Source organism: Bacteroides sp. AN502(2024) (assembly GCF_041227145.1).
In the GTDB taxonomy this organism is placed as follows: domain Bacteria; phylum Bacteroidota; class Bacteroidia; order Bacteroidales; family Bacteroidaceae; genus Bacteroides.
The window spans coordinates 1591874-1614632 of record NZ_JBGFSP010000003.1 but is presented as its reverse complement, the minus strand read 5'-3'; the positions used below and the strand labels follow the sequence as shown (position 1 = coordinate 1614632).

17 protein-coding genes and 1 tRNA gene are annotated in these 22759 nt (G+C 40.2%); 12 read left to right on the top strand and 6 right to left on the bottom strand.

The genetic code is table 11. The features are described from left to right. The first annotated feature begins 94 nt into the window (after window positions 1-94). Complete coding sequence (locus tag AB9N12_RS06280) at window positions 95-790, top strand: hypothetical protein (protein WP_369890654.1); 696 nt, start codon at window positions 95-97, stop codon at window positions 788-790. Next, window positions 787-1047, top strand: coding sequence for a hypothetical protein (locus AB9N12_RS06275; RefSeq protein WP_369890652.1), 261 nt, complete (start codon window positions 787-789; stop codon window positions 1045-1047). Before AB9N12_RS06280 ends, AB9N12_RS06275 begins: the two co-directional genes overlap by 4 nt. Window positions 1048-1106: 59 nt before the next feature. On the opposite strand, the gene AB9N12_RS06270 is transcribed toward AB9N12_RS06275, so the two are convergent. Continuing rightward, complete coding sequence (locus AB9N12_RS06270) at window positions 1107-2258, bottom strand: IS4 family transposase (protein WP_369888970.1); 1152 nt, start codon at window positions 2256-2258, stop codon at window positions 1107-1109. A 68-nt stretch (window positions 2259-2326) separates the two neighbouring features. Between AB9N12_RS06270 and AB9N12_RS06265 the strand changes: the two genes are divergently transcribed. The 5 genes from AB9N12_RS06265 to AB9N12_RS06245 all read left to right on the top strand — a co-directional run bounded on the left by AB9N12_RS06265 (window position 2327) and on the right by AB9N12_RS06245 (window position 8976). After that, window positions 2327-3670, top strand: a complete 1344-nt coding sequence (locus tag AB9N12_RS06265) for a hypothetical protein (RefSeq protein ID WP_369890650.1) — start codon at window positions 2327-2329, stop codon at window positions 3668-3670. Between the two features lie 16 nt (window positions 3671-3686). Next, on the top strand, window positions 3687-4139 hold the full coding sequence (locus AB9N12_RS06260; RefSeq protein ID WP_369890648.1) for a hypothetical protein: 453 nt from the start codon (window positions 3687-3689) through the stop codon (window positions 4137-4139). A 42-nt stretch (window positions 4140-4181) separates the two neighbouring features. Next, a complete protein-coding gene (locus AB9N12_RS06255; RefSeq protein WP_369890646.1) occupies window positions 4182-5741 on the top strand; it encodes an O-antigen ligase family protein in 1560 nt (519 codons plus the stop codon). Window positions 5742-6660: 919 nt separating this feature from the next. After that, complete coding sequence (locus tag AB9N12_RS06250) at window positions 6661-7263, top strand: ribonuclease HII (protein ID WP_369890644.1); 603 nt, start codon at window positions 6661-6663, stop codon at window positions 7261-7263. Between the two features lie 180 nt (window positions 7264-7443). Then, on the top strand, window positions 7444-8976 hold the full coding sequence (locus AB9N12_RS06245) for a DUF5723 family protein (RefSeq protein ID WP_369890641.1): 1533 nt from the start codon (window positions 7444-7446) through the stop codon (window positions 8974-8976). 165 nt (window positions 8977-9141) lie between these two features. Here AB9N12_RS06245 and AB9N12_RS06240 read toward each other — a convergent pair whose 3' ends face one another. Further along, complete coding sequence (locus AB9N12_RS06240; RefSeq protein ID WP_369890639.1) at window positions 9142-11592, bottom strand: TlpA family protein disulfide reductase; 2451 nt, start codon at window positions 11590-11592, stop codon at window positions 9142-9144. Between the two features lie 173 nt (window positions 11593-11765). Between AB9N12_RS06240 and gpmI the strand changes: the two genes are divergently transcribed. The 3 genes from gpmI (at window position 11766) to AB9N12_RS06225 (ending at window position 15396) form a co-directional block, all read left to right on the top strand. Further along, window positions 11766-13280: a 2,3-bisphosphoglycerate-independent phosphoglycerate mutase gene (gene gpmI / locus AB9N12_RS06235; protein WP_369890636.1), complete on the top strand. Its 1515-nt coding sequence runs from the start codon at window positions 11766-11768 to the stop codon at window positions 13278-13280. Window positions 13281-13347: 67 nt separating this feature from the next. Beyond that, on the top strand, window positions 13348-13929 hold the full coding sequence (locus AB9N12_RS06230; RefSeq protein WP_369890634.1) for a DUF3109 family protein: 582 nt from the start codon (window positions 13348-13350) through the stop codon (window positions 13927-13929). A 315-nt stretch (window positions 13930-14244) separates the two neighbouring features. Continuing rightward, entirely contained in the window at window positions 14245-15396 is a 1152-nt protein-coding gene (locus AB9N12_RS06225; RefSeq protein WP_369888970.1) for an IS4 family transposase, read from the top strand. Window positions 15397-15567: 171 nt separating this feature from the next. On the opposite strand, the gene AB9N12_RS06220 is transcribed toward AB9N12_RS06225, so the two are convergent. The 4 genes from AB9N12_RS06220 to AB9N12_RS06205 all read right to left on the bottom strand — a co-directional run bounded on the left by AB9N12_RS06220 (window position 15568) and on the right by AB9N12_RS06205 (window position 19897). After that, on the bottom strand, window positions 15568-16926 hold the full coding sequence (locus AB9N12_RS06220) for a transposase (protein ID WP_369890631.1): 1359 nt from the start codon (window positions 16924-16926) through the stop codon (window positions 15568-15570). Window positions 16927-17367: 441 nt separating this feature from the next. Then, the gene (gyrB, locus tag AB9N12_RS06215) at window positions 17368-19326 is read right to left on the bottom strand and encodes a DNA topoisomerase (ATP-hydrolyzing) subunit B (RefSeq protein WP_369890629.1); all 1959 of its coding nucleotides are present in this window, start codon (window positions 19324-19326) and stop codon (window positions 17368-17370) included. Window positions 19327-19529: 203 nt separating this feature from the next. After that, the gene (gene rpsT, locus AB9N12_RS06210; protein WP_369890627.1) at window positions 19530-19784 is read right to left on the bottom strand and encodes a 30S ribosomal protein S20; all 255 of its coding nucleotides are present in this window, start codon (window positions 19782-19784) and stop codon (window positions 19530-19532) included. Window positions 19785-19825: 41 nt separating this feature from the next. After that, a tRNA-Glu gene (locus AB9N12_RS06205) sits at window positions 19826-19897 on the bottom strand. 516 nt (window positions 19898-20413) lie between these two features. On the opposite strand from AB9N12_RS06205, the gene AB9N12_RS06200 reads away from it, so the two are divergent. Together AB9N12_RS06200 and AB9N12_RS06195 are read left to right on the top strand one after the other, a co-directional pair. After that, window positions 20414-21358 carry a hypothetical protein gene (locus AB9N12_RS06200; RefSeq protein WP_369890625.1) on the top strand — a complete coding sequence of 315 codons (945 nt, stop codon included), beginning with the start codon at window positions 20414-20416 and terminating at the stop codon, window positions 21356-21358. Next, window positions 21351-22586 (top strand): acyloxyacyl hydrolase, encoded by a 1236-nt coding sequence (locus tag AB9N12_RS06195; protein ID WP_369892824.1) that lies wholly within the window; start codon window positions 21351-21353, stop codon window positions 22584-22586. The genes AB9N12_RS06200 and AB9N12_RS06195 overlap by 8 nt, the downstream gene beginning before the upstream one ends. The last annotated feature ends 173 nt before the right edge of the window (window positions 22587-22759 follow it).

Sequence of the window (22759 nt, the reverse complement as noted above, 5' to 3'; positions counted from 1 at the left end):
CAGTAAAGGCAGAAACAAAGCATGGAGTTCCTGCACACAAGAATTAGAACGCTATCATATATTGAGTGAAACTAAATTCATATCCCGAGAAAAAATGCGTGCATTATATAAAATAGAAAGTGAATGGGAGAAGAAACGCGATCAAATGTTAATAGGAACTGATGAAGAATATAAGAAAGTGGAAAACACGGTAAATATGCTGAAGAATTTAAATATGCAAATATTGCAAGTATTAGGCATAGAGAATGGGAATTGGTATATTACATATAAAGAACTAGGGATTAGAGCACTTGACAATATGGATAAATATGGGGCAACATATAATGAAGGTTACCAAATAGCGCAAATTGAAATTGATTATGCAAAACAACGCAAAAAAATATGGGAGGATCATCCCAAAAACCGGAATGAAAAACTACAGGCAATTGAAGAAAACAAATTAAATGCAATTAAAAAGGCAGTTTCAACGCAGATATCAGAAAGATGGATATCTATCAATAATTCTCATTTAGAATATTTGCTTACTAAGCGGTATGGATTGAGTAAATCACAAATTATTCAGTTTAAAAATGCATACAATACATATGCTATTGAAGAATATAAAATTATTCATGATCAAAAAAAACTGTCCACTTCAGAAAAAGTTAATTTGTTAAGAAATGCCAATAATGCATTCAGTAGAAAGGTGCGGCCATTATTCAAAGACAGTTCGTATAAAAAATGGGAAGGAAAACGGACTCATGATTTCAAACAAAGAATAGAACGAAAATTAAACAATAATACATTATGAAGAAAACTATATATATTTATAGCAGTTTATGTATATCCCTTATGTTTTTTATTATTTGGAGCTGCACAGACTCTGAATTTTCAGATACTAAAGAACAACATGAAAGTGAATTTTTTAGTTTAGAAGAAGCAAAATCTTTTTTTGAAGAACAGATGGAGCAACATTATATGTCTACTCGTTCTATAAAAGAGGCAGGAAAAAGACTAACACCAGGTGACTTTATCCCTAAATGCAATATTGTCCTAAATAAATTTTGAGCATGAGCTAACTGACTATACTGTTAAGTATAGCCTCGAGAGTTCAAAATCAATCCCCCCTAATCGTTTTCGATGGTTTCGGGAGGTGGTGTAAATGGTTGATCAAGCCATTTTTGGAGGTCGATTTTGGTAAATGTGTTCAGCCGGAGCGTGACCACAAGGTTAGCCAATGCCCATTTGTATCTTGCGATGTGCTTTAGCCATGTCAGAATCAGCATTGTAGTCATAGCAGTCCATATTTGGGTCTCTACGGCATTGCGGGATGTGCCGATAAAGCTCTTGATGCGTAGCAGTTGCTTGAGGTTGCGAAAGAAGATTTCTATGTTCCACCGAGCCTTGTACAGAGCCGCTATGCTTGATGCTGCCAATGTGAAGTTGTTTGTGAGTAACTCAATTTCAAAACCGTGTTCATCGTTCCATACTGCGATGCGACGTAAACGTTTGGGATATTTGGATTTGGCCGCCGAGAGTTCGAACTCGATTATTTCGTCAATAAGTACATTCTGAGCGTGTTTTTCAGGCAAAGGCAACTCCTCTATGGCTTTGTACCGGATATTGTCTTTATGACGCACTACAAAGAACACGTTGCTGCTGTCCCAATTATTCAGCAATGAGTAGTCACAGTAGCCTCGGTCGGCTACTACAATACTATACGGATGTAACTCAATATCAAAAGCAGCTTTGTTGTCGGTGGTTTTGCCATCGGTGATATTCACGAACTCCGGCAAAAGACTGTCATAGTCCAATAGCGTGTGCATCTTGACCGCCCCCTTGGTGGTAGTGTAATGTGCCCAGTCATATATTGACAGAGTCAATGACACCAATGTGGAGTCGAGCAGTTTTATCGGCATCTTGAAACGGAACTTTCTTCGTTGCCATAGGGCTTGCTGTCCGAAATACTGAAACAACGAGTAGAATATGCCGCGAAAAACCGAACTGTCTCGGTTGGCGTTCTGATATGCTACCGTTGACTTGGATGGTGCACGGTTGATTCCCAAATGATTGAGGTTGCCGGTGGCTGATTTCAGCCCGTTTGAGATATCTCTGACTGAATCACATCCTGAGAATTGGCTGAAAATCATGCTAACAAACTGACTCCATGTATTGTAGCCCTTGCAATGCTTGTCTGACCCCGAAGATTTTATGATTTTCCTGATATTTTCTTTCGGGAGATGTGATATTACCTGTGCGAAAAGTGTTATATTTGCCATAGGAAGTAGATGAGTTGGTAGCTTGCTACTAAGGTAGTCATTTTACCTTAGTTCTACTTCCTTTTTATTTGTTCCCCCCAATTTATTTAGGACAATATTGCCCTAAATGGGATAATGCTATAGCTTCTTCACAAAAGAATTTAGTATGTTATGACATACCTATAGATGCAGGATTCCGATATAAAGCAATATATGTAACATATGAATTGGGACAGGCAACAATAAATGTAGTAAGAACTTATCAGAAGTTATTGATTGTCAAAGATACTCATACGAAATTATTGGGACAATATATTCTGACTCTTATTCCTGACAAAGAATACGAAAGAAAAAATAAAGACCAGGTATGTGACAAATTTATAAATTGTGCTGATAAGGGGACATTTACAGGCGTTGCTATTTATTCAATGCCGCAGACTGATTTAATAATCAGAGCAAATCGTTATGAAAATGGCATAAAAAAGAAAGGAGCTTCATTATTAGATAAAAGCAAAACTCCACAAGAACGAATTGCCACAATCAAATCAATATTGGGAGGGATTCATTTAAAAAGAAGTACTTCAATCAAAACTCGTAGTTTTGAAGATGACTATAATTATAATGATGACTATGACAATAATTATGATGATAGCGATAATTGGCAATACGATGATTATTGGGTAGTTGGAGATGGATTATATTATGATCCAAATAATGATCAATTTCTCGTTGACTATGACGGAGATGGAAATCCTGAGTCGGTGTGGCTACCAGAAGTAGACGTTACACCGAATGAACCGGATCCTGATCCTTTTCCCGAACCAGACCCCGATCCGGACGATAACACAGATGATTCCAATGATAACCCGTGGTGGGAATGGGGTGAAGGAGATGATTGGTGGGCTGACAATGAAGAGACCGATTACACAGAGCTAGGAAGAGAAGGACTTGAGAAAATTCGTACAGACCTTAAAAATGGTAATGTAAAAGTGCAACAAGTGAAAATGAGTCAAGGGCAAGCTGTGCTCACAGCTGCAAGCGTAGGCTTAAACACTAATGGAATTTTAACTTCCTGCTTAAACTTTTTAAATGAATCTAATGTTGACAAATTGGCAACAAAATTTGGAAATTCTTTGGGGGGAGTTGGATTTGGAGTAGGAGCATATCAAACATATGTTGCATTTACAGATGGGGATATATCAAATGCGGATATTGTAGGAGCTGTTTCCACAGCGTTAAGTGCAGTCGGAGTCATTGCTATATTTTGTCCGATTTCCGCACCTATTGTAGGAGTTGTTGGAGTTACTAGCTGTGTTTTGGGATTAATATCAACAATGACGACATCAGATATTCCAACTTTATTGGAAATAGAGTTAGAAAATGGAGCCAATATCTATATTTATATGTCATCTCAAGATTGTTCATATGCATAACTAAATTATTAAAACAATGAAAGTCTATCGAAAAAATATATTCAAACATTATGTAGTTTGGGGATGTGCCATTCCTCTTACCATTTTTTTTATTTATCAAAGAATAAGCCACGGTTCATTTAATTTGTATGTAATATTTTTCCTGTTATTTTTAGGAATTATGTCATTAATTGCAGCTACAGGATTTAACTATATAATTTTAGATAATAATCGTATTACATTAAAAAACTCATTCTACTTTTGGGGGAGTAGTACTTTTTTATACAAAGACATTGAAAAAATTATATTCAAAGACGATACAGGTAAAAAAGCAATATATATTCGTGTTGTTACTCATAAAAAAATATCGTGTCGATATGGATTAGGTTGCGTTCATCACTCTGATCTAAAAGAGATTATAGAAGAGTTACAGAAACATAATATAAAATTAGAGATAGGACCGGATATTGTAAAGGATTATCTGCAATAAATCATTTAGTTTCTATATGAGCTATTGTTCTTAAAAATAAGCATGCAGAAAATTCATCTAAATATAATAGACATCCTGTTATTGTGCTATATTACAATAGCAGGATGCTATTTCTATGTAACTTCTCAACATGAGACGAATCTGTGGGAAATCTCTAAATTATGCGCATTTATTTTATGCTATACTATAGCAAAAAAGATCACTCAAAAACAGTGGGTTTTATGGGGAATTATCACGTTAGGAGTAATAGAAGTAGTAATTTGCTTCTGCCAAAAAAATCATTGGATAGATTGTTCGCATTCAACATTTGAGATGACAGGCACATTTAATAACCCGGGGCCATTAGGGGGGTACTTATCCATAGCAATAACTGTAGTACTAGGTCTTTATTGGGAACATCGAAAATCTACTCGACTAAAATGGATCTTATTTATAGTTTTTATACTTTTATCTTTTACTATAATATTTACAGAATCCCGAGCTGGGTGGTTGTCGGTATTAATAGCTTCAATTAGTTTGTTTCTTTTTAATAGAAAAGGAGGAAGACGTTCATTTACTTTAATGCAAAAAATAGGTATCATCATACCAATATGTCTATTCATTTCATTTATCTATTATTATAAAAAGGATTCTGCAGATGGACGTTTATTAATATGGCGTGTTTCAATCGAAATAATAGCTGATGCTCCTTTAACAGGGCATGGTATCGGAACATTTGAAAAGAAATATATGTATTATCAAGCAGAATACTTTAAAACTCATCCTCATTCAAAATATGAAAACCTTGCAGATAATGTAGCTTATCCCTATAATGAATTTTTACGTATAGGAGTAGAGCAAGGAGTAATAGGAATAATTCTAATTTTAGGTATTATATTAATTTTATTCAGATATACATCTTATCAGAAATACAATAATATTTATTTAGGAGCATTCATTTCTTTGATTACTTTTTCCTTGTTCTCATATCCATTTGATGTATTATTGTTATGGTTGTTAATTCCCTTGCTATTAGGTGGAATGCAATATAAGAAAGCTATATGTATATCCACTAACTGTAAAATACAATTAATAGAGGGGATAATAGGTATAATATGTTTAGTCATTATTGTTAAGAATGGACATAATTACTATCGTTTAGAAAAGAGCATTAGACAACTTCATTCGTCTTCATTCCAACATCGCAAAAAAGCAGAAGCATATATTGAGAAACACCAGAAAAGATTGGAAGCTACACCACGCTTATTTGATATATACGCCCAATATTGTTATCAGAATTTACCATCCATTAAGAGTCTTACTATATTAAGACGGGCTGCAGAAGTTATTCCAAGTGCTGAATTATATTGCGATTTAGGAGATATTTACAAGAAACAGGGACAAATAGGGAAAGCACAAAACTGTTATAGTTTAGCAGAAAATATGATCCCTATTCGATTATTGCCAAAATATAAGTTATTTTGTCTTTATCGTGATGCAGGTGATTCTGTCAAAATGCATGAAATCGGGCATAAAACATTATTAATTAAAATAAAAGTACCAAATACTAAAGCACTACGAATTAAAGGGGATATTAAAAGAACCTTGGAATACTCTAATTAAGAATAATGGTGACTTTTCTTTATTCATTTCATCTCGTGGCAGTAATAATGATAGTGTTTGGAATCAGTAAGAAGCCACTTTGCTGATATGTATTCTTCCACTCTGATGGTGTAAAGTGTGGATTTATCAAAAGTCTAATTGTCAAACACTTCGAAATTTTTCCACTTTTTTTAATGGAAAGAGCAGTGATTGAAACCGGTCCAAACCCTCTTATTGAATTTTCATACTATAATCCGCTTTCAGCCGTTTCAGTTTTATCCGCAAACGCCTTGCTAGAAGGAGATAGCGGCTGAAAGCGGAACATATTGACCCTTGCAGGAAGGTATTGTAGGCAGGGGGGTAGTGCTTTCAGCCTTTTTCAGACTTGCCGGTAGAACTATCTATTGTGAGGTGAATGTAGGCTCTGTTTGGTTATAACAGCGCCTCTGTTACAATGAAATGCAGGCTTTGTTTTGCAATAATAGAGCCTCTGTTGGAAGTAAGTATAGAAGGAGCCGGAGTTATACACATTTGCTTTCAGGAGTGCTTTCAGGCCCAAACGCCGATGAACAAGGACTTTGGTGAAGAGCTGAAGGCTGAAGGCGGTTTTTCTATTTAAATAGTTAGCAGAAGAATTGACCGAAACAAGTATTACACTCAATGAAATGACGTAGGAGACTTGAGTAACTCAAGCACATGATTCGACCTGCTTCAGTACTGGGCCGAACAAATTCATATATGTGTAATTTGTTCCTTACCGTGCGGAGATAAGGGAATAGGATAAAGCTTATGAGTATGGTAGCCATTGTGATGGCAGGACTTACTATAGTTTGGAGCTTATTCTGAAAAGAAGCGGAGAAGAAATAAGAAAAAGGAGACAAAAAGGTCTCCTTGTTCTTATTTGAATTACCTTTGTGTCCAAATAGAAGCAATCAAAATTATGCTATTACCTTATTTAAACGAGAACTTGATTGAGGCCGGATGTGATGAGGCAGGCCGTGGGTGTTTGGCGGGAGCGGTATACGCCGCTGCGGTTATTCTACCGAAGGATTTTAAGAACGAACTGTTGAATGACTCCAAACAACTGACGGAAAAGCAACGTTATGCATTGCGCGAGGTCATAGAGAAAGAAGCGATAGCCTGGGCGGTTGGCATTGTGTCACCGGAAGAAATCGATGAAATAAATATCCTGCGGGCTTCTTTTCTGGCGATGCATCGTGCGGTGGATCAACTGACCCCCCGTCCCCAACATTTGTTGATCGACGGTAATCGTTTCACTAAGTATCCCGGTGTTCCCCATACCACAGTAGTGAAAGGAGATGGAAAATATCTTTCTATAGCAGCAGCTTCTATCTTAGCCAAAACATACCGGGACGATTATATGAATCGTCTTCACGAAGAGTTTCCATATTACGGTTGGGATCGCAATAAAGGTTATCCGACTAAAAAACATCGTGCCGCTATTGCCGAACGTGGTACTACTCCTTACCATCGCATGACATTCAATTTGCTTGGAGACGGACAGCTGACTTTGGACTTCTGAAATAGTTTTGTTTCATTTTACGTGCATTATTCACATATTTTTGCAAAATATGCGCGATTTGGTATTATGTAATCGTAAAAATGTTCCATTTATGCTGAAAAAGAGTTGCCTAATGCTTTTATTTGTTATTGAAATGCTATATCTTTGCGAACAATAATAAGAATTAAAAAGTTTAAAATCATGACAACGAACAAGCTATTATGCTCTTTTAGGCTCACTGGGGTATTTTTTATTATGTTGGTTTGCACTCTTTCTGCAAATGCACAGTTCTTACGTACTTCCTATTTCATGGAAGGTACGCACTATCGTCAACAACTGAATCCGGCTTTAGCACCGGGACGCGGGTATGTCAATATTCCCGTGATTGGAGCTTTCAATGCTTCGGTAAGTTCCACATCGTTGGGCTATCAGGATATTGTGGATATCATCGATGACAACGGTGAGTTTTATCGGAATCAGGATTTCTTGGGACGTCTGAAAGATAACAATACATTAAACCTGAACCTGAATACGGAGATTCTTTCTGCCGGATGGTATAAGGGAAAGAATTTCTGGTCGTTCAACGTTGGTCTTCGTACGGATATTGGTGCAAATTTGACTAAGAATCTGTTCACGTTCCTCAATGAGATGGATGGTATTGAGGATAATTGGCGAAACAGCCGTTATGACGTTGGCGGACAGGAACTCCATATACAAGCTTATACGGAAATAGGACTGGGGCTTTCCCGCCAAATCAATGACCGTTTGACGGTGGGCGGACGTGTGAAGGCGTTGTTGGGGATAGGCAATATGCAGTTGAAGCTGAATAGGGTCTATATGAATGCCAATTTGCCATCGGATGCCCGTATAAACCAATTGCAAGATCAGAATTATTTGATGAGTAATTATAATACTCCGGCAAAGATTAACGAATTGAAGAAAGAGTTTGACGCTTATCAGGCTCAAATAGATTTGGATGTTGCGTTGGAGAGCTCTTTCAAGGGATTGAATCTGGTGGAGAACCAAGATGGTTATATTGATGATTTTGATTTTGAATCCAAGGATATGGGAATTGCCGGATATGGATTTGGTATCGACCTCGGGGCTTCTTATAAGATTTTGGACAATCTGACGGTATCTGCGTCTGTGATCGACTTAGGCTTTATGTCGTGGAAGAAAGATGCAACAAAGATCGCTTCGGCTTCGGCTTCCGACTTGAACATGAAGGGCAGTGATTATACGAATAGAATAGATGTCAATAATCCAAACTCAATTATGGATGTGGTGAATGAGTTTCAGAAAGACGCCGAAGGCTATATGGATCGTGTGACCGGTGGGGATGTGTTGGACTACGACCTCTTGCAGATGCGCGTGGGCGATGCCTCAGAGAATCGCAAATCCCGTTTGGCTGCTACATTGGTACTGGGTGCGGAATACGGATTCTTCAACAACAAACTGGCTGTCGGTGCATTGTCTACCACTCGTTTCTTACAGCCGAAGGCGATGACAGAGTTGACGCTCTCTGCCAATTACCGTCCGAAAAACTACTTCAATCTGGCGGTGAGCTATTCAATGATTCAGAGCGCCGGTAAGTCGTTCGGTCTTGCTGTTAAGTTAGGTCCGTTATTTGTCGGAACCGACTATATGTTCTTAGGAAAGAATTCAAACTCGGTGAATGGATTCTTGGGAATTTCTATTCCATTGAATAAAAGAAAAGTAAACAAAGAAGGATAAGATATTATAAATTCTCTCTCTAAACATTCTCTTTTAATTAATTCTCTATAGAATAAAAACGTATAAATTACAGCTTACCTTCTTAGAATCCTCCTAAAGGATTACAGATGGTAAGCTGTTTTTATATGGTTTTATTCGTGGTCTTTATTTTTAAAGGCGCTGATACTATTCTGCTTTTATTTCGAAATGATTATCCAGATATTTCCTGATATTGTAACTGCTTAAACGCTCTTTGGATATGCTGCCATCTTTTTCAACAAGTTCGTAGTGTGGAATTCCGTTGAATTGGAATAGCTGACGCAGATAATTGAATTCTGTCTCCGAAACATAATAAGAGGCTTCTCCTTTTAGATTTTTTTCTACATATTCTTTGTAGGCTTTCTCCGGCGAGTCTTTCTGACTTGTGATATAGATGAACTGAAACTCCGGATGGTTTTTGTATTTCTTGCGCAAGTCGGCAGTTGCCTCTATCCCTGCACGACAAGGACCACAAGTAGTTGCCCAAAAATCGACAAACAAAACCTTGCCTGAATGATTCTTTATGATGTTACGGAATATTTCAGTAGCTTTCCCTTCAGGCAGCTGATAAGATTTCGTCCTATCTGCCGGGTGTGTCTTTTCCAACATTCGTTCAGCTTCCGCTACGAGAAACGGTTCGGTGAGTGTTTGTTTGATACTGTCTACATATTCATGGGCTACTTGGCTGTCTTTGATATTCCCTAAGTTGAAATTAAGGCTCCGGACTTTGGCTATTTGCCAAAGCAGAGGGTTGGGGAGAGGATATAATTGTGCAATAATGGAATCTTTCTTGAAGTTATGCCTTTGGTTCATTCTTATAAAGATTCTATCCTCATCCTGCTGGGAGACTTCCTTTTTGGGGGAATATAATGCCGTATATTCTTCTATGAGTTTTGGTTCTTTTTCATAGAGCGATGCCATCTTCTTGTTCTCATCCATCAATTCTTTCATTATAACTTTGATCGTACTCCCTGCCAACTTTTCCTGCTTAACTCTTATCGCTTCCTGCTCCTTGTTAAGTTTCACTCCTTTTTCTTTAAGGAAAGTCAATAGAGGTTTCTTCGGATAAGTACGCTCAATGCTGTCTGATGGAGAAAAAGATGGACCGGCATACGCTTTCCGGAACAGGTCCATGTATTCGAAACGATTGATAAATATGCCTGCGTTTGTGTTGGCAAGTACGGCTACATCGTTGAGTGGCATATCTTTCAAGAAACTGTAATAGGTATCGTCTTCCTTTACTTTCAACGCCGGATTGGCACTATCCTGCTTTGCGTAATAATCCCGGCTCATCAAGAAATCAAAAAACATACTTCCGGCCTGCAAATCTACTTTGTTCTTTATCAGATGAACTGCCTTGAGAGAGGGCTGGTAGATTTGGCTTACAGAGTCTGCAACCTGCTTCCATTGCGCGATGATAGGTTTCATGTGTTCCTTATATTGGTTCGGAGTCAGTCTCTTTTGTGCTTTAGTGAGATCTGCATAGCGATAGGTGATCCGGTTATCGAAGTCTTTCAGTAAGTAGGAGAGAGGTGCGGATGGTCCCATATAGGCCGTGTTCCTGATAGGGAAGTACTGGTCGCGTGCACGGCTGCGTGCCATTACCGCTTCCCAATCGATATACATGGTAAGCGTTTGTCCGGGCTCAATATAGAATGGAATCCAGTTGTTGCCCAGTACTACCGATGATTCTACCGGATGATTAATCGTAAAATGACAACTGAAACTACCGTCGGGAGCTATTGGAATAACGGTCGGATAATCTTCGCGGGTGAGTTCGTTTGACAGGAAAATAAGACCGGTATCGAATCCTAAGCGGGGATCGTATCCGTCTATATACCCTTGCAGGTAAGCTGAATCCTGACGGAAGAACTGCTGAAAGTCATCTTCCGCATTAACAAGTGTCACCGGAGTTCTTTCCTTGCTGTACACAGATTCTTCTGTTCCTTTCTGTTGAATCTTACACGTTCCGTCTTTCTGCGGAGTGAATGATAAAGCTATTTCCTCGTGACTCTGTTTGTCTCTTAAAGTCATTTCAATCCGCTTTCCCTTTTTCCGGATATTTTCATTGGTGTATATCCGGTTATTCAGAATGCTGATGGAGTCGTAAACTCCGTATTCCCATGAACCGGAACCGTCCGTTTTGAACCAATTACCTTTAATGACGGCTAGTGGAGAATAATCTTTCTTCTTTTGCGGGACTAGCGATATGTCATAAATATTGCCTTCGGAACCAGTAGGATTGAGAAAATGAATGGTCTGTATTTCTGACGGCAACGGTTCGAAAAGGAGAACATAATCCATTGTGCCTGAAGCCGGCATATAGACTTCTTTTTTGAGCTCGATTCCTTCAGCGCTTTTAAGCATATATTTCTTTCCGGTTGCGGCATCTTCCAGACAGGTATTTCCATTCTCCATGATCCACCAATGCGGGCGGAAGATGGCATGAATATATACTCTTGTATTTTCGGGAGTACGTTCTATGCGGGTGATGTTGTAAATATTTCCTGATCTGGCTTTGAAAGGAGGATTGTCGATTGTCTGTGCGGATATGATACCCGATAACAAAAGTAAGATACAAAATAAAGCTGTTTTCATAATAATAATAGTTTTGATAGGCATGTTGAAAATACTTTTGCAAAGTAAGAAAAATATCCATGGCCTGATATACCTCAGTTCCGTAACTTAACATAGATTAAATCTTTACGTAACCATCTTTTTTGTACCTTTGCGCCCGAAAATCAGTATGATAATTTAAATATTGAAATATTATGAGTAAGAAAGCCCTTTTAATGATCCTCGATGGTTGGGGATTAGGTGACCAAAAGAAAGACGATGTAATCTTCAATACTCCCACTCCTTATTGGGATTATCTGATGAGCACTTATCCTCACTCCCAACTTCAGGCAAGCGGTGAAAACGTAGGTTTGCCCGACGGACAGATGGGTAACTCGGAAGTGGGTCACTTGAATATCGGTGCCGGACGCGTAGTTTATCAGGATTTAGTGAAAATCAATCGTGCATGTGCCGACAACAGTATCCTGAAAAATCCTGAGATTGTTTCTGCTTTCTCTTATGCAAAAGAAAACGGAAAGAATGTTCACTTTATGGGGCTGACTTCTAATGGGGGGGTACACAGCTCACTCGTTCATCTCTTTAAACTTTGCGATATCGCGAAAGAATACAACATCAACAATACATTTATCCACTGCTTCATGGATGGTCGTGACACTGACCCGAAAAGCGGTAAAGGCTTTATCGAAGAACTTTCTGCACACTGCGAGAAATCTGCAGGCAAGATTGCTTCTATCATCGGCCGTTATTACGCTATGGACCGTGACAAACGTTGGGAGCGTGTAAAAGAAGCATACGACCTGCTGGTAAGTGGTGTAGGCAAGAAAACTACTGATATGGTTCAGGCCATGCAGGAATCTTACAACGAAGGTGTGACAGACGAATTCATCAAACCGATTGTAAACGCTAATTGCGACGGAACAATCAAAGAGGGTGATGTGGTTATCTTCTTTAACTACCGTAACGACCGTGCAAAAGAGTTGACCGTCGTATTGACTCAACAAGATATGCCGGAAGCTGGCATGCATACCATCCCGGGTCTGCAATATTACTGTATGACTCCGTATGATGCTTCTTTCAAAGGTGTTCATATCTTGTTTGACAAAGAAAACGTGCCTAACACATTGGGCGAATATCTTGCTTCCAAAGGCTTGAACCAACTTCATATCGCTGAAACAGAGAAGTATGCTCATGTAACATTCTTCTTCAATGGTGGGCGTGAAACTCCATTTGAAAAAGAAGATCGTATTCTCGTTCCTTCTCCCAAAGTGGCAACTTACGACTTGAAGCCGGAAATGAGTGCTTTTGAAGTAAAAGATAAACTGGTGGCTGCCATCAACGAGAATAAATATGATTTCATTGTGGTAAACTTTGCCAATGGTGACATGGTAGGTCATACCGGTGTTTATGAGGCAATCGAGAAGGCTGTTGTCGCTGTAGATGCTTGCGTGAAAGATGTAATCGAAGCAGCAAAAGCACAGGATTACGAAGCAATTATCATTGCCGATCATGGTAATGCTGATCATGCTTTGAACGAAGACGGTACTCCGAATACTGCTCACTCTTTGAATCCTGTCCCTTGCATTTACGTGACAGAGAACAAGGGGGCAAAAGTGGAAGATGGTCGTCTGGCAGACGTTGCTCCGACGATTCTGACAATTATGGGACTGGAAGTTCCAGCAGAAATGAACGGAAACGTATTGATTAAGTAATTTAGATTTCTATAACTGGGAGGGCGGAGTAGGACTCCGCCTTTTTTGTCTCGCATAAGTTTTGAGTATGATACAGATTGGTGATGTAGTAGTGTCTCTTGATGTATTTAAGGAAAAGTTCCTTTGTAACCTGAATGCTTGTAAAGGGGAGTGTTGCATTGAGGGAGATGCAGGTGCGCCTGTGGAACTGGATGAAGTGGAGAAGCTGGAAGAAGTGTTGCCTGTTATTTGGGGTGAACTGGCACCCGAAGCCCGTTCGATTATAGAGAAACAGGGAGTGGTATATACAGATGAAGAAGGTGATTTGGTAACCTCGATTGTAAATAATAAGGATTGCGTATTTACCTGTTATGATGAGAAAGGATGCTGCTATTGTGCTATTGAGAAAGCGTATCGGGAAGGTAAAACAGACTTTTATAAACCGATATCCTGTCATCTTTATCCGATCCGAATTGGAGATTACGGACCTTATAAAGCGGTGAATTATCATCGTTGGGACGTATGCAAAGCAGCGGTTTTGCTAGGGAAAAAAGAGGATCTTCCTGTATATCAGTTTTTGAAAGAGCCTTTAATCCGTAAGTTCGGTGAAGAATGGTACCAGGAGTTGGCAGCTGTTGCTGAAGAACTGAAAAAGCAGCGATATATTTAATTTCTCTTCCGGTTCTTGCGTATGCAATATAGCTGATATAGCAAAATGCACACTGCGATTATAATTCCGCATGTTGGCATACCCCATGCTTCCGGATGGATAATGATCAAGAAGGAATATTCAGTAAATGTTCCCCCCAAATACCATGGCATATGAAGATGATAGAGTATAATCACTTCATATGCCATTATTATTGTCATTTTTCTGTATATTCTCAATATTGTCCTAAATAAATTGGGGGGAACAAATAAAAAGGAAGTAGAACTAAGGTAAAATGACTACCTTAGTAGCAAGCTACCAACTCATCTACTTCCTATGGCAAATATAACACTTTTCGCACAGGTAATATCACATCTCCCGAAAGAAAATATCAGGAAAATCATAAAATCTTCGGGGTCAGACAAGCATTGCAAGGGCTACAATACATGGAGTCAGTTTGTTAGCATGATTTTCAGCCAATTCTCAGGATGTGATTCAGTCAGAGATATCTCAAACGGGCTGAAATCAGCCACCGGCAACCTCAATCATTTGGGAATCAACCGTGCACCATCCAAGTCAACGGTAGCATATCAGAACGCCAACCGAGACAGTTCGGTTTTTCGCGGCATATTCTACTCGTTGTTTCAGTATTTCGGACAGCAAGCCCTATGGCAACGAAGAAAGTTCCGTTTCAAGATGCCGATAAAACTGCTCGACTCCACATTGGTGTCATTGACTCTGTCAATATATGACTGGGCACATTACACTACCACCAAGGGGGCGGTCAAGATGCACACGCTATTGGACTATGACAGTCTTTTGCCGGAGTTCGTGAATATCACCGATGGCAAAACCACCGACAACAAAGCTGCTTTTGATATTGAGTTACATCCGTATAGTATTGTAGTAGCCGACCGAGGCTACTGTGACTACTCATTGCTGAATAATTGGGACAGCAGCAACGTGTTCTTTGTAGTGCGTCATAAAGACAATATCCGGTACAAAGCCATAGAGGAGTTGCCTTTGCCTGAAAAACACGCTCAGAATGTACTTATTGACGAAATAATCGAGTTCGAACTCTCGGCGGCCAAATCCAAATATCCCAAACGTTTACGTCGCATCGCAGTATGGAACGATGAACACGGTTTTGAAATTGAGTTACTCACAAACAACTTCACATTGGCAGCATCAAGCATAGCGGCTCTGTACAAGGCTCGGTGGAACATAGAAATCTTCTTTCGCAACCTCAAGCAACTGCTACGCATCAAGAGCTTTATCGGCACATCCCGCAATGCCGTAGAGACCCAAATATGGACTGCTATGACTACAATGCTGATTCTGACATGGCTAAAGCACATCGCAAGATACAAATGGGCATTGGCTAACCTTGTGGTCACGCTCCGGCTGAACACATTTACCAAAATCGACCTCCAAAAATGGCTTGATCAACCATTTACACCACCTCCCGAAACCATCGAAAACGATTAGGGGGGATTGATTTTGAACTCTCGAGGCTATACTTAACAGTATAGTCAGTTAGCTCATGCTCAAAATTTATTTAGGACAATATTGGTATATTCTCATATACTCTTATCTGACAAGACATTAAGTTCCGGAAGAAGTCTTCTGACCTCTTCTGATTCTTTCAGTAAACTCATATCATGCAGCTTTCCCCGTTCTGTTCCTGATCTTGTCAATCATCAGTATGGCATTTGCTGTATGTATTCCGAAGAAAATCCACAGGATTTCCGTCTTCTTGTTCCTTGCCTTTATCCTTGGGAGCGAGTAATGTTGCTTTTGAGTGCCGAAGCTTCCTTCAAGCCGTGTGGCCCTTTCTTTTGAGAGTTCGCTTCTAAGCAGCTTCCTCAAAGGCTCATCTTTGCCCTCCCTTCCCTTGCGCACAAAGGATGTGGATATCCCATATTTAGTACAGAACTTTCTGTTGGCATTATTGGCATATATGGAATCGGCAGCCACACATCTTACCCTTACATTCATCAGCTTCTGCTGCATACGGATACAGTCCTTCAAGCGTATCCCCTCATTGAAAGCCTTGAACGAGAGGTGTTCGATGAACGATATGCCGTCTATCTGTATATTATTGACCTTTGCACCGAACTCGACGGACTTGGTTTCCTTGCCTCTGACGATGGGACGTACATAATGACGGTCGATGCTGATGATGCGGTCACTGACTTTTCTCCCTTCAAACATTTCCTTTTCCTGTACAAGCACCTTTCTGATGATGGAAAGACGCTTATGGTAATCCTGTGTATATCGGAGTAAAGCACCGTACTCGCTATGGAGCCCATCCCTTTGACTGAGGAGCTTTTCAAGAAGCTTGATCATACGGCGCTTAAGCATTCTTGTCCTTGAAGCTCTCCTCTTTCTTTTCTTGCAGTAGGACAGATAGGATTCCGCCACATTCCTGTATTTGTTGCGCGGACGCCTTATGCCCAGATCCCTGCAATGCCGACATATATGACTGTAGAGCCATTCGATGCTTTCCCAAAGGAGTTTCATGTCCGTAGGAAAACGCATGTGGCTCTCATAGCATGTGGCATCGGTCATGCAGACGTGAAGGTTATCAAGATAAGGTTTCCAGTGTGAAGCCAGGATCTCCTGGAAGGAATCAATGTCAAGGCGGGATGCTATCTCATTACGGATGGCACTGATTATCTTGAAGTTGGTTATGGGAAGGGACGGGGGGATCATGATTCCACAGAACATCTGGTAGTGTATGTTCCCGTTCAGATGTTCCACCAGTTTCCTGTCGGAGAATCCGGTGTATGCCTTCAGGACCATAAGGGCGATCTTTGCGGAAGGACTGAATATGTTCCTGCGGCCCCAACGTTGTTCAGACAGGCCTGCGGCTTTTGCCATACGATCAAATGGAAAGACCGAATGAAGCCTGCCAAGCTCACTCTCATGAAAACTCTTGCGGTATTTTTCCAGAATATCAAATTCTGTAAAGCCCAAAGTTGGGTGGATTTCTGAAATTTTTTGTATCTTAGCCATATCTTAGTTGGGGAATTTCCCCCGTTTGGGCCGTCAAACCTTGTTTTCGGGGGAATACCTAAAGATACTAAAAAGCCAACTAATTCGCAATAATTTGTGTATGAATTAGTTGGCTCATTTTATAATATTTAATGAATGTCCCTCAAGAAGATGCAGGTCGCGATCACGCAGGAAGTCAGTACTATAAGAAATAATCTGATCTTTGCGAATAACGGATTGGAGGTGATAGTTTTCATGTTTTCTTTGCTTTTCATGCAATATAGTGATTTTGTATGGAAAACGTTTCTCTAGTTATGTTTTATTAAGAGATAGACGGTTGACTGTTCGAACATGAAAGCTTTTTCAGACAAAAGAAAAACGCCGATCGAAGGAGGTTCCTTCGCCATCGGCGTTTCCTCGTTGTAAGATGTGAGGTTGGTTTATAAAAACGTAATATAAAAATTATGCATCGATATTTGCATACGTTGCATTTTCTTCAATAAACTCGCGGCGTGGTCCCACATCTTCGCCCATTAACATGGAGAAGATATAGTCGGCTTCTGCAGCGTTTTCAATATTTACTTGTTTCAACATACGGTTCTCGGGGTCCATGGTTGTTTCCCATAACTGCTGGGCGTTCATTTCACCCAAACCTTTGTAGCGCTGTGTATGAATTGCATTTTCCGAACCGCCTCCGTAAGTGTCGATAAACTTCTGGCGTTGTGCGTCTGTCCAGCAATACTCTTCTACTTTACCCTTTTTGCAGAGGTAGAGCGGGGGAGTGGCGATGTACAGATAACCGTTCTGAATAATCTGCGGCATATAACGGAAGAAGAACGTCATGATCAGTGTGTCGATGTGAGAACCATCGACATCGGCATCGGTCATGATGATAATCTTGTGATAACGCAGCTTTTCTATATTCGCCTCCTTGCTATCATCTTCGGTTCCGATTGTGACACCGAGCGCTGTGTAGATATTGCGGATTTCATCACTTTCCAAAGCCTTGTGATACATGGCTTTTTCCACATTTAGAATCTTACCGCGTAATGGGAGGATAGCCTGGAACATACGGTTACGTCCCTGTTTGGCTGTACCACCTGCCGAGTCTCCCTCGACGAGGAACAGTTCACATTTTGAAGGATCCTTATCCGAACAGTCGGCCAACTTACCCGGCAGGCCACCACCTGACATCGGTGACTTACGTTGTACCATTTCACGGGCTTTCCTTGCAGCGTGACGTGCGGTAGCGGCAAGAATTACCTTGTCGACAATTGCTTTTGCTTCCTTCGGATGTTCTTCCAGATAGTATGACAATACTTCACCTACGGCTTGGTCGACAGCACCCATCACTTCGTTGTTACCCAATTTTGTTTTGGTCTGTCCTTCAAACTGTGGTTCAGCCACTTTTACGGAAATAACGGCAGTCAAACCTTCACGGAAGTCATCTCCCGAGATTTCAACTTTCACCTTTTCCAGCATCTTGCTGTCTTCAGCGTATTTCTTCAGTGTACGAGTCAGCGCACGGCGGAAACCGGCCAGGTGCGTACCACCTTCAATAGTGTTGATATTGTTAACGTATGAGTGGACATTCTCGGAGAATCCCGTATTATACATGATAGCCACTTCGATAGGAATTCCTTGTTTTTCTGAGTTCAGGTAGATGACATCGTTAATCAGATGTTCGCGTGAAGACTCGATAAAACGTACGAACTCTCTCAATCCTTCTTCTGAATAGAACTGTTCACCTTTGAAACTTCCGTCTTCGTTCACAACTCGACGATCAGTCAAAGAGATACGCAAACCTGCGTTTAGATAAGCCAATTCGCGCAGACGTGAGGCTAGAATCTTGTAATCGTATACTGTTTCGGTAAAGATGGTGGCATCGGGCCAGAATTGTTGGCGAGTTCCTGTAATGTCGGCTGTACCGACTTCCTTTACAGAATAAAGCGGCTTGCCGATCTCGTATTCCTGTTGGTAGATTTTCCCATTACGGAATACTTGCGTGGTCATGTGGGTAGACAGTGCGTTCACGCAAGACATACCTACACCGTGCAAACCTCCGGATACCTTGTAAGATCCTTTGTCGAATTTACCTCCGGCGTGCAATACAGTCATGGCAACTTCCAGTGCTGACTTCTTTTCTTTCTCGTGATAGTCTACCGGAATACCACGTCCGTTGTCCTGTACTGTGATTGAATTGTCTTCGTTGATTGTTACTTCGATATGGTCGCAGTAGCCGGCCAATGCCTCATCGATAGAGTTGTCAACGATCTCATATACCAAGTGGTGAAGTCCCTTGATGCTGATGTCGCCAATGTACATCGCAGGGCGTTTTCTTACTGCTTCAAGACCTTCCAATACTTGGATACTATCCGCAGAATAAGACCCGTTATTGGGAGTGATTTGTTCTTCGCTCATAATTGTCTTTCTAACTTTAATAACAGAGCAAATATAGTGAAAAATGTCGACCTGACGAAGAATAATCAGTGAAAAAATAAAGAAAACGGGTGGTTTCTCTCTATTCTTGATGGTTTTAATGATCAGTGGATTATAAACGAGAAAGGCCGAACTTGATAGTTCAGCCCAAAAGTATAAATTAAAAAATATTGAATATCGCTTTATTAAGCGAGCTTATTAATATAAAGAGCTAACTTGGATTTCAGATTGTTAGCTTTGTTTTTGTGAATGATATTCACCTTAGCCAACTTATCCAACATCTTCGTAATGCCTGGGTACATTGCAACTGCTTCTGCTTTATCAGTAGTTGCACGAAGCTTCCTAACAGCATTTCTCATGGTCTTAGCATAATATCTGTTATGAAGTCTTCTTGTCTCTTCTTGTCTGATTCTTTTCAGTGATGATTTATGATTTGCCATCTCGACTAATCTGTTTTTTAGTTCTTTATTCTTTTTACTTGTAGCCCGTGGGGGAATCGAACCCCCCTTTCAAGAATGAAAATCTTGCGTCCTAACCGATAGACGAACGGGCCATCCTATTGTTGCATTTCTGCGTTTTGCTTTCTTGAACTGTATTTGTTTCTTGATTGCGGATGCAAAGGTAGGAACTTTTTTAAAACTGACAAACAATTCGCGAAAAAAATAGGATATTTTTTCGCATTTATTTCGTGGTTATTTTGTTGTATGTTGATTATCAACAATATAGTGTCACTTATTTTGAGCGATTTTTTCTCTCTGTTGAAAGAAGAGCGGGAAAGATGTTTTCGATATACCTTGGTTATATATAGGGGACCTTATACCTTTTCTGCTTTTATCAGTTTCCTGTCTTTAAAGGACAATACGATACTCTTCAGTTCTGTTGTTCCTTTATTTTGCGGGATCCATTCATTTGTTACATACCTTTCCAATTGTTTTTTAGCATCGATCACCAATTTTTATTTAGAAGAGATTCTTTGATTAGAATTGAATATTAATTGAATACAGAGTGTTGAGTTTTTAATTTTATATACTACTTTTGTTCTTGACAAAAATAACAAAAGGACAATGGCATGAAAAAGTGCATAGACTTAATGGTATATCTTCTTATTCCATTGGTATTTTATAGTTGTAACGGTGACGTATTTGTCGACGACTTCCGTTCTTCCGATTCCGAACTGGCTTTAGACGGAAACGGTGATGCCGCAATTATTCAATTTGCATCCTCCAATTGGGATTTGTTAGAAGTACATACTTATGATAGTAGCTTTTCCTGTCAATATAAAGTTTACGATGCGGATAATAACTTGATAGCGAAAGAACAAATTCCGTGCTTGAAAGGATTGGGCAAGATTGTGTGTGATGAGAATCTGACCGATTTCATCATCGAACGCAGCAATCCCAAAGAACTGAAAATTATAGTGGGCGAAAATATCCGTCCTGCTCATTTTCATCTCATACTTATAGCGGGCAACGAGTATGAGGCACAGGAAATATCCGTCAATATCTCACCATCAGACAGATATGTGCTCGATCGTATCACTTATTCTTTAAATGGATATTCTTATGCGCAGAAAATAGAGATGGTACAGAGTTTTGTGCAAAATAACGGTTGGGATATTGATTTTTCATACTCGTTGAAACCTTACGAGAATGTTAATTATAAGGTGGCATTCAAAAGCTATAAGCCCGAGGCTTTTCAGCTACTGGGAGGAGATATCCCGACAGTAGAGATACCAAGCATTGAGAACGAAGAATTGGCAATGCACGGTAAGCAGGCGCAATATACTTCTACACAGCAAATGTTGCCTTTCCCAAATACGGAGCAGATAGAGATTCCTATTCCGCCTTTTTCCACTCAGCGTATCAGCTTGCTGATAGTTTATGAATGGTTTGAAACGGAATACACCCTTTATGCCACTCATCCCAAGACCGGGAAACAGCGGATCATAACTGGTATGCTGGAAAGCAAAATGCCTGTAAATCATAAGGTGACACGCGAAAATATCCATAAATAGAAATATGAATACCAGACGCTTATTGTACATTATTTGTTTACTGGCGCTTCCGGCTGTTGACGGGATACTGAATGCTCAGACTGTCTCGGAGCCTGTCAGCCAACGGAATGACAGTGCGAATCATGCACTAATCCATCAGATTGGTTTTGAAATCCGTCCGGGCTATGTGGCTCCGACGAACAGTTTCCTCGCGGGAGACAATGCGCAGCAGAAAGCCATCGACCAATCACTTTCCCTACATCTGAAGTACACTTTCCGGTTCAGCCCAAATTCCTATTTGGGCAAGCTGTATTCTCATGCTTATCAGGGTGTCGGTGTTTCATATAATACTTTTTCCCGTCCTGATGAACTGGGAAATCCGGTGAATGTGTATGTATTTCAGGGTGCGCCTCTTATGCAGCTTTCCCGTCGTCTTTCGTTAGACTATGAGTGGAATTTCGGAGCTTCTTTCGGTTGGAGGAAATATGACGAACTATACAACCAAAGGAATATGGCAATCGGTTCTGAAATCAATGCATACATCAATCTGGGATTTTTTCTGAATTGGCAACTTCATCCGCAATGGAAGCTTGCGGCAGGTGTGGATTTAACTCATTTTTCCAACGGGAATACACATTATCCCAATGGTGGACTCAATGTGATTGGGGGAAGAGTCGGCGTCGTACGTATCTTTGACGCTGCAGATGGCGCATCAGGAGCAGTGGACTCCAAACGGCTTTTTATAGAGCCGCATGTCAGCTATGATTTGGTAGTATATGGTGCCACCCGCAAAAAAGGATTCGTCAAAGACAATGTGCCGAGTTTGGTTCCCGGTTCATTTGGTATTGTAGGTCTCAATTTTGCTCCGATGTACAATCTCAACAACTATTTCCGGGCGGGACTCTCCGTGGATGCGCAGTATGACGAGAGTGCTAATATCAAAGATTATAAATTGGAAGGAACTTATTCGGATGGATTAAAGTTTCATCATCCTCCTTTCCGGAAGCAATTTGCTGTGGGGCTGTCCCTTCGGGCGGAACTGGTGATGCCTATTTTCTCAATCAATGCCGGACTTGGGCGAAACCTGATATGCAGTGGAGATGATACGAAGGGTTTCTACCAAATTCTCGCTCTCAAAACTTACGTTACGCGCCATTTATTTCTGCACGTAGGATACCAGTTGAGCAAGTTTAAAGATCCCAATAATTTGATGCTGGGCTTTGGCTATAGATTCCATGACAAACGGTGAAATTTTTCTTGTACGCATCGTTTTTGTACTTCTTGAAACCTATCATTCTTGTAAAGCGGCACGTCTGTTTTTCCCGGATTTATATGAAAACTCTCCGATTGCCATGTAATTTTTGTGTAATTCTGGAAGAATCTTATAACCTCTTTAAGCATAGGAGGTTCGGAAGAACGGCA